Origin of the sequence: Brachybacterium saurashtrense (assembly GCF_003355475.1) — a bacterium.
GTDB lineage: Bacteria > Actinomycetota > Actinomycetes > Actinomycetales > Dermabacteraceae > Brachybacterium > Brachybacterium saurashtrense.
The window spans coordinates 3,248,275-3,263,627 of sequence record NZ_CP031356.1 but is presented as its reverse complement, the minus strand read 5'-3'; the positions used below and the strand labels follow the sequence as shown (position 1 = coordinate 3,263,627).

General features: G+C 73.2%; 15 protein-coding genes. 7 read left to right on the top strand and 8 right to left on the bottom strand.

Translation table 11 applies throughout. The annotated features are described in order from the left end of the window. Positions 1 to 51: 51 nt before the first annotated feature. Positions 52 to 789 (top strand): sulfite exporter TauE/SafE family protein, encoded by a 738-nt coding sequence (locus tag DWV08_RS14700; RefSeq protein WP_115414483.1) that lies wholly within the window; start codon positions 52 to 54, stop codon positions 787 to 789. Between the two features lie 361 nt (positions 790 to 1,150). Here DWV08_RS14700 and DWV08_RS14695 read toward each other — a convergent pair whose 3' ends face one another. Beyond that, a complete protein-coding gene (locus DWV08_RS14695) occupies positions 1,151 to 1,816 on the bottom strand; it encodes a TetR/AcrR family transcriptional regulator (protein ID WP_115414482.1) in 666 nt (221 codons plus the stop codon). A gap of 83 nt (positions 1,817 to 1,899) precedes the next feature. On the opposite strand from DWV08_RS14695, the gene DWV08_RS14690 reads away from it, so the two are divergent. Genes DWV08_RS14690 through DWV08_RS14680 form a run of 3 tightly spaced genes read left to right on the top strand, consistent with a single transcriptional unit; the run spans position 1,900 to position 3,645 of the window. Next, positions 1,900 to 2,451, top strand: a complete 552-nt coding sequence (locus DWV08_RS14690; RefSeq protein WP_115414481.1) for a dihydrofolate reductase family protein — start codon at positions 1,900 to 1,902, stop codon at positions 2,449 to 2,451. A 1-nt stretch (position 2,452) separates the two neighbouring features. Beyond that, positions 2,453 to 3,151 (top strand): DUF899 domain-containing protein, encoded by a 699-nt coding sequence (locus DWV08_RS14685; protein WP_115414480.1) that lies wholly within the window; start codon positions 2,453 to 2,455, stop codon positions 3,149 to 3,151. After that, a complete protein-coding gene (locus tag DWV08_RS14680; RefSeq protein WP_115414479.1) occupies positions 3,148 to 3,645 on the top strand; it encodes an SRPBCC family protein in 498 nt (165 codons plus the stop codon). Before DWV08_RS14685 ends, DWV08_RS14680 begins: the two co-directional genes overlap by 4 nt. Positions 3,646 to 3,657: 12 nt before the next feature. On the opposite strand, the gene DWV08_RS14675 is transcribed toward DWV08_RS14680, so the two are convergent. Genes DWV08_RS14675 through DWV08_RS14655 form a run of 5 tightly spaced genes read right to left on the bottom strand, consistent with a single transcriptional unit; the run spans position 3,658 to position 9,288 of the window. Next, positions 3,658 to 4,890, bottom strand: a complete 1,233-nt coding sequence (locus tag DWV08_RS14675) for a cation:proton antiporter (RefSeq protein ID WP_115414478.1) — start codon at positions 4,888 to 4,890, stop codon at positions 3,658 to 3,660. A 31-nt stretch (positions 4,891 to 4,921) separates the two neighbouring features. Continuing rightward, positions 4,922 to 6,208: a carbohydrate kinase family protein gene (locus tag DWV08_RS14670; protein WP_241237328.1), complete on the bottom strand. Its 1,287-nt coding sequence runs from the start codon at positions 6,206 to 6,208 to the stop codon at positions 4,922 to 4,924. Further along, positions 6,208 to 7,011 (bottom strand): carbohydrate ABC transporter permease, encoded by an 804-nt coding sequence (locus tag DWV08_RS14665; protein ID WP_115414477.1) that lies wholly within the window; start codon positions 7,009 to 7,011, stop codon positions 6,208 to 6,210. Before DWV08_RS14665 ends, DWV08_RS14670 begins: the two co-directional genes overlap by 1 nt. Next, on the bottom strand, positions 7,008 to 7,919 hold the full coding sequence (locus DWV08_RS14660) for a carbohydrate ABC transporter permease (RefSeq protein WP_115414476.1): 912 nt from the start codon (positions 7,917 to 7,919) through the stop codon (positions 7,008 to 7,010). Before DWV08_RS14660 ends, DWV08_RS14665 begins: the two co-directional genes overlap by 4 nt. A gap of 4 nt (positions 7,920 to 7,923) precedes the next feature. Further along, on the bottom strand, positions 7,924 to 9,288 hold the full coding sequence (locus tag DWV08_RS14655) for an ABC transporter substrate-binding protein (protein ID WP_115414475.1): 1,365 nt from the start codon (positions 9,286 to 9,288) through the stop codon (positions 7,924 to 7,926). Between the two features lie 178 nt (positions 9,289 to 9,466). Between DWV08_RS14655 and DWV08_RS14650 the strand changes: the two genes are divergently transcribed. Beyond that, positions 9,467 to 10,237 carry a DeoR/GlpR family DNA-binding transcription regulator gene (locus DWV08_RS14650; protein WP_115414474.1) on the top strand — a complete coding sequence of 257 codons (771 nt, stop codon included), beginning with the start codon at positions 9,467 to 9,469 and terminating at the stop codon, positions 10,235 to 10,237. Further along, entirely contained in the window at positions 10,234 to 11,832 is a 1,599-nt protein-coding gene (locus DWV08_RS14645; RefSeq protein ID WP_115414473.1) for a family 4 glycosyl hydrolase, read from the top strand. The genes DWV08_RS14650 and DWV08_RS14645 overlap by 4 nt, the downstream gene beginning before the upstream one ends. Positions 11,833 to 11,984: 152 nt before the next feature. Here the strand turns inward: DWV08_RS14645 and DWV08_RS14640 are convergent, their stop codons facing one another. Next, positions 11,985 to 12,818, bottom strand: coding sequence for an aldo/keto reductase (locus DWV08_RS14640; RefSeq protein WP_115414472.1), 834 nt, complete (start codon positions 12,816 to 12,818; stop codon positions 11,985 to 11,987). Positions 12,819 to 13,050: 232 nt separating this feature from the next. Between DWV08_RS14640 and DWV08_RS14635 the strand changes: the two genes are divergently transcribed. Continuing rightward, positions 13,051 to 13,803 (top strand): TSUP family transporter, encoded by a 753-nt coding sequence (locus tag DWV08_RS14635; RefSeq protein ID WP_115414471.1) that lies wholly within the window; start codon positions 13,051 to 13,053, stop codon positions 13,801 to 13,803. Between the two features lie 57 nt (positions 13,804 to 13,860). On the opposite strand, the gene DWV08_RS14630 is transcribed toward DWV08_RS14635, so the two are convergent. Next, the gene (locus DWV08_RS14630; RefSeq protein ID WP_115414470.1) at positions 13,861 to 15,225 is read right to left on the bottom strand and encodes an alpha-L-fucosidase; all 1,365 of its coding nucleotides are present in this window, start codon (positions 15,223 to 15,225) and stop codon (positions 13,861 to 13,863) included. Positions 15,226 to 15,353: the final 128 nt, after the last annotated feature.

Genomic DNA, 15,353 nt, shown 5'->3' with positions numbered 1-15,353 from the left:
GCGGGATGGACCCCCACGCCGCACCGCGCCCCCGCGCGTACGCTGGCCGCCGTGACTGATCCGCAGTGGTGGCAGGCGGCCCTGGCCGCGCTGGCCGTGCTGGCCGGGGCGGTGGCGGTGCACACCACGGGGATGGGCTTCGCGCTGCTGTCCTCCCCGTTCCTGGTGATGGCGCTGGGGCCGGTGGAGGGCATCCTGGTCACCAACGTGTGCGGGATCGCGGCGGCGCTGCTGAACCTGGCCGTGGTGCGGCGTGACCTGGACTGGGCCCGGGCCGCGCGGGTGGTGCCCGCGGGGCTGGTGGGCACGATCCCGGGGGCGCTGCTGGTGCTGTGGCTGCCGGCCCCGGTGCTGGCGATCGCGATCAGCCTGCTGGTGCTGGCGGGGCTGCTGTTCACGATGGGGGCGCGTCGGCTCGACGTGCCGAACTCGCTGTGGGTGGGCGCCGGGGGCGGGTTCGCCTCCGGGCTGATGAACGTGACCGCCGGGGTGGGCGGGCCCGGCCTGGTGGTCTATGCGCTGGCCACCCGCTGGGAGCATCGGAGCTTCGCCGCCACGGCGCAGCTGCACTTCGCCGTGCTCGGCATCGCCGCGCTGGTGGCGAAGTGGTCGCTGCCCTCGCTGCCCGCCGCGGGCTGGGCGGTGCTGCTGGCCCTGCTGGTGGTGGGCCTCGCAGGCGGCACGGTGCTGGCCCGTCGGGTGGACGGCCCGCGGGCGATGCGCTGGGTGGTGATGATCGCGCTGGTGGGGGCGCTGCTCTCGCTGGGGCAGGGCCTGCTGCGGCTGTGACGCCGCGCGTCTCCGGGCCCGTGGCCCGCCTCCCCGCACCGGGCACGAGGCCCACTCCGGAGCGGTCCCCCGCCGCGGGATCGTCGGCCCCCGCCGATGACCCCGCGGCTCCCGCTGCCCGTGAGCCTCGTGCCGGTGCTCCCCCTCGGGAGGTTCCCGCACCCGCCGAGATCACTGTACGAAGCCGTGACCAGCGGCGCGATGGGGCCAAGTGCCCGGGGAGTTCTCCCCGGGGAGAACTCCCCATCGACGACGGCGAGGCGGCCGTGATGGGGCGGGGTGGCCGTGGCGGCGCGTGCCGGTCGCAGTGGCGCGGGGCACTCGCAGTGGCGCGGGCCGCGCCGGCCGTCGGCCTCGCGACTCAGCGGACCCCGGCGATGATGTCGTCCACCACCCGGGCCGAGACCTGGCCCACCAGGGTCTCGTCGGCGCCGCGCAGCGGTCCGTGCAGCACCAGTTCGGCGCAGCCGTGCACCGCCGACCAGCACACGAACTCCGCCCCCGGCCGTCGCTCCGGGGCGAGCACGCCGGCGCGCACGCACTCGTCCAGCGCCTCCACCAGCAGGGCGAACGGCGGCGGCACCGCGGGCGGGTCGCCCTCGGCAGCCACCGGCCCGTCGGCTCCGTCTGCCGCCACGGCGATCCCCGCCGCCGCCCCCTCGCGCAGGCTGCCGAAGAACGCGGTCTCGAACCATCCCGGCTCGTCCACGGCGAAGCCGATGTAGCCCAGCCCCACCCCGCGCAGGGACTGCAGGGCCTGCTCCTGGGCGTCGGCGTGCGCCGGGGCGCGCATCCGCTCGCGCATCCGGGCGGCCATGCGCTGCTGGATCTCGCTCGCCACGGCGTCCAGCAGGTGGGAGCGGCCGGCGAAGTGCCGGTACGCGGCCGACGGGCTCACGCCCGCGCGCCGGGTCGCCTCCCGCAGCGACACCCCAGACGGCCCGCCGATGCGGGCGATCCCCAGCGCCGCGTCCACCAGGGCGGCGCGCAGGTCGCCGTGGTGGTACGGGCGGGATCTCTCGGTCACTCTTGACCCTCCGGGGCAGGAAGTCTACCTTGTGCACATCAATGTGGATGGTGTTCACATCCACGGTACCCGAGGAGGCGCCGATGCGACCCCTGGTGATCACGCAGAACATGACCGTCGACGGCGCGGTCGAGATGCTCGACGACTGGTTCGACCCCACCGACTCCCCACCCGATCAGGCCGAGATCCTGCAGCGCGACAGCGCCGCCTGCGACGCGATCCTGCTGGGCCGGCAGACCTTCGAGGACTTCCGCGGCTTCTGGCCGCAGCAGGAGGAGGACACCACCGGCATCACCGACGAGCTGAACGCGATCGAGAAGTACGTGGTCAGCTCCACCATGACCGACCCGGCCTGGCAGCGCTCGACGATCCTGGCCGGCGACCCGGTCCCGGCCGTGCGGGACCTGACCCGCGGGCAGGGCGGGGAGATCTCGCTGACCGGCTCGATCCGGCTGTGCCACACCCTCATCGCCGCCGGGCTCGTGGACGAGTACCGGCTGTGGACCTACCCCTACGTGCAGGGCCGCGGGCGGGGACTGTTCCCCGCCGGCCACCGCACGCCCCTCACCCTCCTCGAGCACCGCGCCTTCAGCTCCGGCGTCACCTACACCCGATGGACCCCCAGGAAGGACTGACATGACCGACCACGCCCCCGCCCTCCCGCCCGTCACCGACCCAGAGACCTGGCGGCGCGAGCTCGACGCGCTGCGCGTGCGCGAGAAGGCCGCCACCCGCGAGCTCGACGCGATCGCCGCCCAGCGCCGCCGCCTGCCGATGGTGGAGATGCCGCAGTACACGCTGCAGGGCCCCGACGGGCCCGTGGGCCTGCCGGACCTGTTCGACGGCGCCACGCAGCTGATCACCTACCACCACATGTGGTCCCCGGGCGCCGAGTGGCAGTGCGGCGGCTGCACGGGCTACACCTCCCAGTTCACCCGCACCGAGTTCCTGCACAAGTACGACGCCCGCTTCGTGGTGGTCACCCAGGGCCCGATCGACGAGGCCCTCGCCTACCGCGAGAAGGTGGGCAACCGGATGGACTGGTACTCCACCGCCGGCAGCGACTTCGGGACCGACGTGGGCGCCGGCCCGGGCGAGGGCTTCGCCGTGAACGTGTTCCTGCGCGACGGGGAGAGGGTGTTCCGCACCTGGCACACGAACGGCCGCGGCACCGAGCAGCTCAGCCACACCTTCGCCTTCGTGGACCTGCTGCCCTACGGCCGGCAGGAGGACTGGCAGGACTCCCCCGAGGGCTGGCCGCAGTCCGCCACCTACGACAAGTGGCTCGACTCCGACGAGGTCGCGGCGCTGTACGGGACGGGGGCCACGGCATGAGCGCGCAGCCCGCCACGACCTCGGAGGCCCGCTACGTCGCCTCCCGCACCGTCGCCGCCGCCCCGGGCGCCGTGTACGCCCTGCTCACCGATCCCGCGCAGCACCACCGCACCGAACCGACCGACTGGGTGCGCGGCCCGCTGGAGGCGGAGCCCGCGCCGCTCACGCAGGTGGGGCAGGTGTTCGGCATCGAGATGTTCCACGAGAACGCCGGCGGGCGCTACGACATGCACAACGAGGTGATCGCGCTCGAGCCCGAGCGGACCGTGGCCTGGCGGCCCGGGCAGTACGGGCCCGACGGGGAGCTGGGCAGCGCCGGCTGGACCTGGCGCTACGACCTCGCCGCCGAGGGCGAGGGCACCCGTGTGACCCTCACCTACGACTGGAGCAAGGTGCCGGAGTTCCTCCGGGAGCAGTTCTCCCTGCCGCCGTTCCCGCCCAGCTTCCTCGACGAATCGCTGGCCGCGCTGGAGGAGGCGGTGACGGCGGGGTAGCGGGCGGCGGGGTCACCCGGCGTCGGCGTCGGCCGGCTCCTTCGACGGTTCCAGGCCGCGCGTGAGGCGTGCGGCCAGCAGCGGGAACACCAGCACGGTGAGCGCCCCGGCCATCACCATCGCCGAGGCGGCGGTGGTGGTGATCAGGCCGGAGCCGGCGGCGATCTGGGTGACGGCCACGATGATCGGCAGCCCCGTCGCGGCGTACAGCCCCAGCGCCGCCTTCTCGCGCGTCGTCGCGAGCTGCGAGTCGGTGCTGGTCCACAGCTCCCGGGCCAGCACCGGCAGGCCGCGCACCACCACGATCATCGCCAGGAACCCCAGCAGCAGCGGCCACGCCCCCAGCACCGCGACCACATCGATGCTCATCCCGCTGGTGAGGAAGAAGATCGGGATGAGCAGGCCGAAGCCCACCACCTCCACCTTGTGCATGATCTCCCCGACGTGGCCCGGGGCGAGGCTGCGCAGCACCGCCTGCATGAGGAGGCCGGCGGCGAAGGCGCCGAGCGCCACGTCGAGCTCGAGCACGGCGGTGAGCAGCATCAGCGTGACCAAGATCCACACCGTGATCCTCACGGTGGTCTGCATGGTGGAGTTCGCGGCCGCGGCGAAGGCGCGTCCCAGCAGCGGCACCCGCCGGTAGAGCCGCACCGGCAGCAGCACCGTCACCACCGCCAAGGCCGCGAACAGCACCAGCACCACCGCCGCCTGCCCGGTGGCCCGGGTGGTGAGCAGCAGCGACATCGCGAGCACGGGCAGCAGCTCGCCGTAGGCGCCGTGGACCATCGCCGCCCGGCCCAGCGGCGCCCCGAGCGCCCCGGAGTCCTTGAGGATCGGCAGCAGCGTGCCCAGCGCGGTGGAGGTGGCGGCGATGCCCAGCACCGCGGCGACGTGCCAGTCCCCGCCGGCCACCAGGATCCCCGCTCCCAGGCCGAGCACCGCGCACAGCAGCCAGGTCATCGCGGCGCTGCGCCCGGCGCGGCTGCGCATGTCCGCGAGGTTCACCTCGAACCCCGCCAGCAGGAACAGGAACCCGAGCCCCAGCTCGCGCAGGAACTCCACCGCCTCGGTGGCCTCGGCCAGCCCCAGGGCGTGGGGGCCGATCACGATGCCGAGCACCAGCAGCCACACCACGTCCGGGACGGTGCGGCGCGTGATCAGCGCCAGGACGGGCGCCAGCACCGCCGCCAGGGCGAGCCACCACATCGACAGCAGGTTCTCGACGAGCAGAGAGGTCTCGTGCATGCGGGAAGACTACTGCGGGCGGGGTCAGCTCTCAGTGCTTCCCGGCGTCGGAGCGGAGGGCGAAGGTGCCCTGGGCGCGGCGGCGGCCGTGCACGGGGTGGTCGGGGACCACGCCGTCGAGGAAGCGGTAGCCGCTGCGGGTGTAGGCGGCGCGCAGGTCGCCGTCGTCGGCGGCGCGGCTCATGCAGCGCCACCAGTCGGTGATGTCGCCCCAGCCGGGGGCGGCGAGCGAGCCGCCGAACTGCTGCACCGCGAGCGCGGAGCACAGCGAGGCGAAGCGCAGCCGCTCGTCGAGCGGCCACTCGGCCAGGGTGCCCAGCACCATCGCCGCGGCGAACACGTCCCCGGCGCCGGTGGTGTCGATCGCGGTGACCGGCACGGCCGGGCAGAACGCCTCCTCGCCGGTGCTGCCGTCGATCGCGTAGGAGCCGTCGGCCCCGTCGGTCACCACCGCCAGCGGCACCCGTTCGGCGAGCGCCCGCACCGCCCGGTCGGGGCTGTCGGTGCGGGTGTAGCTCATCGCCTCCAGCGCGTTCGGGGTGAAGGCGTGGCAGTGCGTGAGCGGGGCGAGATCCGCGGTGTCCCAGCGGCCCGAGGGGTCGAAGCCGATGTCGGCGAAGATCAGCGCGCCGCGCTGGGCGAGCTGCGCCCACCAGGAGGTCTCCCCCGCCAGATCCACCACCGCGGCGCGGGAGGCGGGCGCGGCGGCGATCAGCGAGGACAGCGGCACGGGAAGGTCATGGCCGTGCGTGGCCATGGCGCGGTCCCCCTCGGCCGCGATGGAGACGGTCAGCGCCGAGTGGAAGTCGGTGAAGCGGCGGGAGGCGGTGAGGTCGATGCCCTCCTCGTGCGCCATGGTGTGCCACATCCAGTCGGCGTAGGCGTCGTCGCCGAACCCGGCCACCAGCCCGGTGCGCAGGCCCAGCCGTGCCGCGGCGGTGGCGAGGTTCGCGATCCCGCCGGGGCTGGAGCCCATGCCCTTGGACCACAGCTCCTCGCCGGGCCGGGGCAGGCGTTCCATCCCGGTGAACACGATGTCGAAGAACACGGTGCCGGAGAGCAGCACGTCCAGCGGCGGGTCGTCGTCGGAGCGCTGCCCGGCCAGCGGGTCCCAGTCCTGACAGCCGGCGGCCTCCGGAGGCGCCGGGGTGGAGGCGCCCGCGGCGGGGTGGGCGGCCGACGGGGCGGGGTGGGCGGCCGACGGGCCGGGCGCGCCCCCGGCCGACGGGCCGCCGTCGGGCGTGGTCGGGGCGGGGGCCGGTGCGGCCGCGCCGGGATCGGGCGTGGTCGGGGCGGGATCGGTGGGGCGGTCGGTCATCACCTGGCGACTCCTTCGAGCATTCCGCGGATGAAGTGGCGCTGGAGGAACAGGAACAGGATCACGGTGGGCAGGGCCACGATCACGGCGCCGGCGGCGAGCAGCGCGGTCTCGGCGGTGTACTGGCCCTGGAAGGTGGCCAGGCCCAGCGGGGCGGTGCGCAGCCGCCCGCCCGGCGCCATGATCAGGGCGATCAGGAACTCGTTCCAGGTCCACATGAACACCAGCACCAGCATCGTCACGATCGCGGGCCGGGAGGCGGGCACGAGGATCCGCACCAGGGCCTGCAGCGGCCCCGCGCCGTCCAGCGCGGCGGCCTCCACGAGACTGGTGGGCAGGGCCCGGAACTGGGCGCGCAGCCAGAACGTGCCGAAGGCGATCGACTGCGCCACCTGCGGCATCGCGATCGCGAGGTAGGTGTCGGTCAGGCCCAGGCTGCGCAGGTCGAAGAACAGCGGGATGATCGTCGCCTCGGCAGGGATCATCATCCCCACCAGGAACAGGTAGAACAGCGCGGTCGCGCCGCGGAACCGCATGGTGCCGAAGGCGTAGCCGGCACCGATCGCGAGCACGGTGGCCAGTCCCACCACGATCACGGCCACCACCGCGGAGTTGCCCAGGGAGCGGCCGAACCCGCCCACCGTCCACGCCTCCACGAAGTTGGAGAGGTACACGCCGTCCGGCCGGCCCAGCGGCGCGGAGACGGAGGTGAGCAGGATGGTGAGCACGGGCGCGAGCGCGAACAGGGCGAAGGCGATCAGGATCGCGTAGTTGACCGTCGTCTCGGTGCGGGAGACCTTCATGCCTCACGCTCCCCGATCCGGGTCACCGCCACGTTGAGCGCGAAGATCAGCACGGTGAGCACGATCGCGACCGCGCTGGCGGAGCCGACGGCGCGCAGCTCGAAGGCGCGGAAGTACACCTCGAAGCTGGGCACCGTGGTGGAGTTGCCCGGCCCGCCGGAGGTGGTCATGTACACCAGGTCGAAGGTCTTCAGCGCCGCGATGAGGGTGAGCACCAGCGCCACGGTGATCTCCCCGCGCACCGCCGGCAGCGTGATCGCGAAGAACTCGCGCACGGCGCCGGCGCCGTCCAGGCGCGCCGCCTCGAACAGCTCCGCGGGGATGCGGCTCATCCCGGACAGGAGCAGCAGCATGACCAGCCCCATCTCGATCCAGGTGCCGATGAAGCCCACCGCGGCCAGGGCCGTGCCGGGATCGCCCAGCCAGCCGCGGGTGAGCACATCCAGCCCCACCCCGCGCAGCAGATCGTTCAGCAGGCCGTGCGGGGAGTAGATCTGCCGCCACGCCACGGCCACCACCACCAGCGCGATCACCTGCGGCAGGAAGATCACCGTGCGGAAGAAGCCCATCCCCCGCACCTGCCCGCGGCGCAGGATCGCCGCGAGCACCAGCCCCACCGCCAGCGGGATCAGCGCGTAGAACACGATGAGGATCAGCGCGTTGCCGATCGCGGCCCGGAAGTCCGCGTCCCCGGCGAGGTCGAGGTAATTGCCCAGGCCCACGAACGTGGAGGAGCCGAAGCCTTTCCACTCGTACAGCGAGAACTGCGCGGCCCGGCCCAGCGGGTACAGCGCGAACGCGCCGTAGACCAGCAGGGCGGGCAGCAGGAACAGGTAGGGCGTGGCGGCGGAGCGGGCGACCGCGGAGGGCCGGTGCCGCCGCCGCGCCCCGGTCTGTCCGGGCCTCATCGGGTCAGGACCCCTCCGTGAACGCGCCGTAGTCGTCCTGCAGGGTCTGGGCGGCCTCCTCCGGCGTGGACTGCCCGCCGATCACCTCCTGCATCACGGCCCCGGCGGTGTCCGCGAAGGAGGGGGTGGCGTAGTCGAGGTAGGGCAGCAGCGTGCCCTCGGTGGAGACGGCGTCGAAGGCCTCGTAGATGTCCTTGTTGACACCGGAGTCGGGGGCGAGCTCGGCGGTGCGGTTCACCGGCATGCCGCCGTTTTCGGCGATCATCGCCATCGCGTCATCGCTGGTGATGAAGTCGATGAACGCGGCGGCCGCGGCCGGGTTCGCGGCGGCCGACGGGATCGAGAAGGGGATGCCGGTGCCGCCGGTGGTGGCCACCGCCCCGTCGGCCCCGGGCGGGGGCGCCATGAACCGCAGGTCCTCCCCCATCACGGCCTCCATGTCCGGTCCCAGCCAGGAGCCGCCGATCAGGAGCACGCCGGTGCCCTCGGTGAACTCGGGCCAGGCGTCGTCGTAGGCGAGGCCGTTCGGGGAATCGCCCAGGGCGCCGCTGCTGCCCCACTCGGCCAGCCGCGTGAGAGCGGCGACGTTCTCCTCGCTGGTCCAGTCGGCGCCCGCGTTGCCCATGCCGAGGGTCACGATGGTCTCGGCGTCCACGAAGTGCGCCTGCAGCGGGCCGAACACGTGCAGCGCGGGCCACTGGTCGAGGTTGCCCAGCATGATCGGCTGCTCGCCGGCCTCGGCGGCGGCCTCGACCAGGGAGAACACCTCGTCCCAGGTGGTGGGGGCCTCGAGGTCCAGCTCGTCGAGCTTCGCCTGCGAGTAGTAGATGCCGCACACCTCGCCGGTCTGGGCCAGCCCGTACAGCGAGCCCTCGCCGAAGGTGACGCCGTCGCTCGAGTAGCTCATCTTGCCCAGCACGCTGGGGGCGAAGCGGTCGGTCCAGCCGTACGCCTCGGCGTAGCCGGTGAGGTCGGTGAGCAGGCCGTCGGCCACGAAGGAGCCCATGTCGCCGCGGGCGTTGTTCACCTGGAGCACGTCCGGCACGTCGTTGCCGGACAGCGCCAGGCCGGTCTGCTGCTGCAGGTCGTCGAAGGACTGCGAGGTGCGCTCCACGGTGACGTTCGGGTACTGCTCCTGGAACGCGCCGATCAGCGCCTCGATGGCATCGTTCTGGGCGCCGCGCACCTCCTGGTCCCAGACGGTGAGGGTGATCTCGCCCAGGGCCGCGATGTCGGTGTCCACCTCGTCGGCCGCCGGGGCCGGGGCGTCGCCGCCGCCGTCGCCGGAGTCGGAGCCGGGGGCGCACGCGGCCAGCAGGCCCAGACCGCCCAGGGCGGCCGTGGAGCCGAGGAAGTTCCGTCGAAGCATGATGTCCTCCTGAGGTGGGCGATGCCGCGCCGTCGCGGCCGTTGCGCTCCGCCGCCGGCCGGTGCGATCCGGTCCCGACCGACGTGGTCCGGACCACCATCATGACATGAGCTGCGCAGAACTGCACGGATCTGCATGATCCTGCACGAAATTGACAACTCGGTGCTACGGTGACGTCATGCTGAGCGAGGAGCGCCATCAGGCGATCGCGGCCGCGTTGCGCCGTCAGGGCACCGTGACCGTGGCCGCGCTCAGCACTGACCTGCGCGTCTCCGAGGCGACGGTGCGCCGCGACCTGGATGCACTGGCGGAGGCCGGCTCGCTCCGGCGCGTGCGGGGCGGTGCGGCGGCGATCCGCGGTTCGGTGCGCCCGGAGGCGGACCCACGCTCCTTCGAGGACGTCGCCGGCACCGCCACCGTCGCCAAGCAGCAGATCGCCGCCCGCGCGTGCACCCTGATCGAGGACGGCGAGGTGATCGCCCTGGACATCGGCACCACTGTCGCGGCGATGTGCCCGCTGCTGGTCGAGCGGTCGCTCACCGTCGTCACCGCCTCACTGGCGGTGGTGCGCTCGCTCGCCGCCGCCCCCGACATCGACATCGTGATCCTCGGGGGACTGCTGCGCCCGAACTACGACTCGATGGTGGGCACGCTCACCGAGTCCGCGCTCGGTCAGGTGCGGGTAGATCGTGCGTTCCTCGGCGCCGCCGGAGTGCGGACCGACGGCGCGGTGCTCGACTCCACCCCCAGCGAGGTCCCGATCAAGCGTGGGCTGCTCGACGTCGCCGCCGCCGCGTACCTGCTGGCGGACCACGAGAAGTTCCCCGGCTCGGGGTTCCTCGAGGTCGCGCGACTGACGCGCTTCACCGCGCTGGTCACCGATCGCCCCCCTCTCCCCTTCGACATCGCGCTCCCCGACGGGGAGGACGTGGAGGTGCTGCTGCCATGAAGCTCACGATCCTGGGCGGGGGCGGCTTCCGCGTCCCGCTGGTGTACGAGGCGGTCGCGACCGCCGCCACCGGACTCACCGTGGACGAGGTCGCGCTGTACGACGTGGACCCGGCGCGCCTGCGCACCATCGCCGCCGTGATCGAGGAGCTCGCCGCGCAGCTCCAGCAGCGCGGGCACGGCGCGACCGTGCCGCGCCTGCTCGCCACCACGGATCTGCGCGAGGCTGTCACCGGCGCGGACTTCGTGTTCTCCGCGGTGCGGGTGGGCGGCGCGGAGGCCCGCACGATCGACGAGCGGGTCGCGCTCGGGCTCGGCCTCCTGGGCCAGGAGACGATCGGCCCCGGCGGCCTCGCCTACGCGCTGCGCACGATCCCCGTCGCCCTCGACATCGCCCGCGCGGTGGCTGAGCTGGCGCCGGACGCGTGGACCATCAACTTCACGAACCCCGCCGGAATCGTCACCGAGGCGATGCGCACGGTGCTCGGCGACCGGGTGGTGGGCATCTGCGACACCCCGATCGGCCTGGTGCGGCGCGTGGGCCGGCTGCTGGGCACGGACCTCGTGGCGAGCGAGAGGGCGGCGAGCGCGGGCACAGCGGGCGAGGGTGCGGCCGACGGGGCCCCCGCCGCCGTCGACTACGTGGGGCTGAACCACCTGGGCTGGCTGCGCTCGGTGACGATCGACGGGGTGGATCGCCTGCCGGGCCTGCTCGCCGACGACGCTGCGCTCGAGGAGATCGAGGAGGCGCGCCTTATCGGGAAGGACTGGGTGCGGGCCGACGGCGCCCTGCCCAACGAGTACCTCTTCTACTACCTGCACACCACCGAGGCGATCGCACGGATCACGGGCGCGGCCACCACCCGCGGGGAGTTCCTCGCGAAGCAGCAGGGCGACTTCTACCTCGCCGCGGCCGAGCTCGGCGAGGGCGGCAACGCCGACGTGCGCGGTGCTGGTGCTTGCGCTGATGCTGGCCCCGATGCAGGTGCTGGCACTGACGCTGATGCCGGTGCCGGTGCCGGTGCCGGTGCCGGTGCCGGTGCCGGTGCTGACGCTGGTGCTGACGCCACCTCCTGCTGCACCTCGCCGCTGGACCTGTGGCGCGAGACCCTCCACGAGCGGGAGGCGACCTACATGGCCGAGTCCCGGGACGAGGAGCGGCGCGAGGAGGACGTCGCCGGCGGCGGCTACCAGGAGGTGGCGATGCGGCTCATGACCGCCCTCGCGACCGGCCGCAGCGAGCGGATGATCCTCGACGTGGGCAACGCCCCGGCCGGCTCGAACGCCCCGCCCGCGCAGCGGATCGTGCCCGAGCTGCCCGCTGATCTCGTCCTCGAGGTGCTGTGCGTGGTGGACGGCGACGGCGTGCACCCCCAGCCCGTCGCCCCGGTGGAGCTGGGACGGCTGGGCATGATGAGCGCGCTACGGGCTTCCGAACGGAAGATCCTCGAGGCGGCGACGACCGGCTCCCGCGAGGCGGCCTGGCAGGGCTTCTCCATGCACCCGCTGGTCAGCTCCCCGAAGCTCGGCCGAAAACTGCTCGAGGGCTACGAGGCGGGGCACCCGCAGATCGCGACGCTGTTCCGGCGGGGCTGAGCGGGTCCGCGAATGTTCGACCTGAGCGTCGCGAACGTTCGACCTATGCGTCGCAAACGTTCGACCCGACCTTCCGCAAACGTGCGGGGTGGAGTTCGCGAACGTTCGACCCGCTGCTCGCAGACGCTCGGGGCAGCCCGCGGCGTGCGGCGTCAGAACCCGGGGTTGGCGGGGTCCGGGCCGATGCGCCCGTCGGCGCGGTCCAGGCCGGCGATCCGCTCGACCTCCTCGTCCGTGAGCGTGAGATCGGCGGCGGCAAAGTTCGAGACGATCCGCGCGGGGGTCACGGACTTCGGGATCACCACGTTCCCGATCGCGAGATGCCAGGCGATGATCACTTGCGCGGGGTCGGCGTCGTGAGCGGCGGCGATGTCGGTGATCACCGGGTCGCGCAGGATGTCGCCGCCCTGACCCAGCGGCGACCAGGCCTCGGTGAGGATGCCCTTCTCGGCGTGGAGGGCGCGCAACTCGGCCTGCTGGAAGGCGGGGTGCAGCTCGATCTGGTGCATCACGGGCACCACGCCGGTGGCGGCGATGATCTCCTCGAGCTGCTCGGCGGGGAAGTTCGAGACGCCGATGGACCTCGCCTTCCCCTCGGCCTGCAGCTCGATGAGCGCCTTCCAGGAGTCGAGGTAGGTGCCGCGCTGCGGGCTCGCCCAGTGGATGAGGTAGAGGTCCACGTAGTCCATGTCCAGGGCGGCCAGGGAGGTCTCCAGCGCCTGCTTGGCGGAGTCGAAGCCCTGATCCCCGTTGGCGAGCTTGGTGGTGAGGAACAGGTCCTCGCGCGGGACGCCCGCCGCCTTCACGGCGCGGCCCACACCGCCCTCGTTCTGGTACCCGGCGGCGGTGTCGATGTGGCGGTAGCCGGCGTTGATCGCCTGGACCACGACGTCCGCGGCGACGTCGTCCTCGACCTGCCACACGCCGTAGCCGAGCTGGGGGACGGCGGCGCCGTCGTGGAAGGACAGGGTGGGAACAGTGGTCATGGGGCCTCCTCGGTAAGCGTTACCCGCGACACCCTACGTCGGCCCGCGCAGAACCGACAGCATTCCTGACCGCTCTGTCCGGCCCGCCTTCCCTGCCGTGCTCGCCTGCCCACCTTCGTTGCTCCCTCAGCACGCACCGGCCCCACCCTCGGCCCTCTCCCCCGTGCGCTGCGCGCACCTGCCTGCGGTGGACGGCACCGCGCCGCGGCACCCTGCTCGCTACGGTGGCCGGGTGACGCTCACCCTCTCCCTCACCCTGATCGCCCTGGTTCTGACCTGCGCGATCATCCAACGGGTGGCGGGGATGGGGCTCGGTATCGTGTTCGCGCCCTACGCGGTGGTGCTGATCGGCGCGCACGAGGGGATCATGCTCGCGAATCTCCTGGGCGGGCTGGTGCCGATGGTGATGCTGCCCAGGGTCTGGTCGCAGATCGAGTGGGGGAAGGTGCTGTGGCTGGGGCTGCCCGCGATCGCGGTGATGCCCGGGGCGGCCTGGCTCTCCTCGATCTCCCCTCCGGCGCCGCTGTACCTGGTGGTCGCGACGCTGGTGCTGCTGAGCCTGGTGATCTCGGTGCTGCTGGCCCGCGTGGACACCACCGTGGACGGGCGCCCCGCCCAGCTCGCGACCGGGGTGGGGATCGGGCTGGGCACCGTGCTCGGCGGCGTGGGCGGACCGGCCGCGACCGTCTACGCGGTGCTGTCGCGGTGGCCTGCGCTGCCGATGGTGGCCACGTTGCAGCCGCTGTGGATCCTGGTCTCGCTGGTCTCCTTCGGCTCGAAGTGGGCGTGGGACGACGGCCAGCTGCCCCAGATGCCCTGGTGGGTGTGGACGGCGATGCTCGCCTCCCTCGTGGCCTCGGTGGGGCTCGGAGAGCTGCTGCAGAAGCGGCTGGGCGAACTCGGGATCCACCGCCTGGTGATCGTGCTGGGATTCGTGGGCGCGGCGCTGTCGCTGTGGACAGGGGTGCGGCTTCTGCTGGCCTGAGGTCGGCGGCGGAGACCGTCGGCACCAGGGCACGCGCTCAGCGCCCACGTCCGCAGCTCAGCCGCCCTCGACGCCTGGCCGCAGAGCGAACGACTGCACGGCGACCGGGCCCTGCGACGCACCCGGATCGAGCACGATCCTCTCGCCCGCACCGCCGGCGACCTGGGCGATCTCCCGCACCGCGGCGCTCACCGGCGCATCCAGCGTCACCGGCCCGGCGGCGGGGTCCAGCAGCAGGGCGTGCAGCACCTCTCCCCTGTCGTCCGCCATCCCGCGCGTGAAGCGCACCCCCTCGGGCGGCACCCGCACCGCCTCGTGGAACCAGGGCCGGGTGCCATAGAGCGCGTCCCCGTGCACGGCGAGCCACTCCCCCAGCTGCTCGAGCGCCGCGGACTGCAGCGGCGGCACCGACCCGTCGGCCCGCGGCCCCACGTTGATCAGCAGGTTCCCGTTCTTCGAGACTACGTCCACCAGCAGGCGGATCAGCGCCGCGCCGTCCAGGGCGTGGGCGGCGGATTCGTCGGCGTTGTACCCGAAGGAGAGGCCCAGGCCGCGGGTCGCCTCGAAGGGCTCGTCCTGCACGGTGTCGATGTCCTGGTACTCGCGGGTGAGGACGCCGTGGGCGGGCACGCCCCAGCGGTCGTTGACCAGGCCGTCCGGGACGGCGGCGAGGTGCTCGGTCAGCAGCTGCACGAGCGAGTCGGGGCCGGGGTGCTTGCCGGCGTCGGGCCAGTCGATGTCGTTCCACAGCAGGTCGGGGGCGAAGCGCTCGACGAGTTCGCGCAGCTGCGCGGCGGCGTAGGCGGCGAAGGCGGGGTCGTTGCGGCGCAGCGCGAAGAGGTCGCCGTGCGAGGTCATCGGTGGGAAGTCGCTGACGTGCCAGTCCAGCGCGCCGGAGTAGTAGAGCCCGAGGCGCAGCCCCTCGGCGCGTGCGGCGGCGGCGAACTCGGCGATCAGGTCGCGGCCGGGCCCGCGCCGGGCGGCGGTGAACGGCGTGGTGGCGGAGTCCCACAGGCAGAAGCCGTCGTGATGCTTGGTGGTGGGCACGAGGTAGCGGGCGCCGGCGCGGGCGGCGAGCGCGGTGATCCCCTCGGCGGCGCCGGCCTCCGGGCGCCACTGGTCCGCGAAGTCCTCGTAGCGGTGGCCCACGCCGTAGAGCCGCTCGTGCCGGTCCCGGGTGGGGCTGCCCTCGATGCGCACAGTGTTCGCGTACCACTCGGCGTACTGGTGGCGGGCGTAGGCGGTCTCCGCGGTGACGTCGCTGCGGTCCAGCACGTCGGCCCAGGCGGGCACGGAGTACAGGCCCCAGTGCACGAACACGCCCAGCTTCGCGTCGCGGTACCAGTCCGGGACGGCGAGATCCGGGTAGGCGGAGGCGGGGGCGGCGTCCGCGGGGCCGTGGCGGTCCTCGAAGCTGATCATGGGGCGTCCTCGTCCCCGATGCGGTCCTCGTCGACGGCCGGCCGACGGAGCCGCCGGGGCCTGGCGGCCCGGCCCGACCGGGTGCGAGGATGACGCCACGCTATCAATCGCTTAAGCCGTTCGGAGCC

Coding starts and splice junctions, on each gene's coding strand:
- DWV08_RS14690 (WP_115414481.1), top strand. CDS start 1,900: ATGCGACCCCTGGTGATCACGCAGAACATGACCGTCGACGGCGCGGTC.
- DWV08_RS14685 (WP_115414480.1), top strand. CDS start 2,453: ATGACCGACCACGCCCCCGCCCTCCCGCCCGTCACCGACCCAGAGACC.
- DWV08_RS14680 (WP_115414479.1), top strand. CDS start 3,148: ATGAGCGCGCAGCCCGCCACGACCTCGGAGGCCCGCTACGTCGCCTCC.
- DWV08_RS14675 (WP_115414478.1), bottom strand. CDS start 4,890: ATGCACGAGACCTCTCTGCTCGTCGAGAACCTGCTGTCGATGTGGTGG.
- DWV08_RS14670 (WP_241237328.1), bottom strand. CDS start 6,208: ATGACCGACCGCCCCACCGATCCCGCCCCGACCACGCCCGATCCCGGC.
- DWV08_RS14665 (WP_115414477.1), bottom strand. CDS start 7,011: ATGAAGGTCTCCCGCACCGAGACGACGGTCAACTACGCGATCCTGATC.
- DWV08_RS14660 (WP_115414476.1), bottom strand. CDS start 7,919: ATGAGGCCCGGACAGACCGGGGCGCGGCGGCGGCACCGGCCCTCCGCG.
- DWV08_RS14655 (WP_115414475.1), bottom strand. CDS start 9,288: ATGCTTCGACGGAACTTCCTCGGCTCCACGGCCGCCCTGGGCGGTCTG.
- DWV08_RS14650 (WP_115414474.1), top strand. CDS start 9,467: ATGCTGAGCGAGGAGCGCCATCAGGCGATCGCGGCCGCGTTGCGCCGT.
- DWV08_RS14645 (WP_115414473.1), top strand. CDS start 10,234: ATGAAGCTCACGATCCTGGGCGGGGGCGGCTTCCGCGTCCCGCTGGTG.
- DWV08_RS14640 (WP_115414472.1), bottom strand. CDS start 12,818: ATGACCACTGTTCCCACCCTGTCCTTCCACGACGGCGCCGCCGTCCCC.
- DWV08_RS14630 (WP_115414470.1), bottom strand. CDS start 15,225: ATGATCAGCTTCGAGGACCGCCACGGCCCCGCGGACGCCGCCCCCGCC.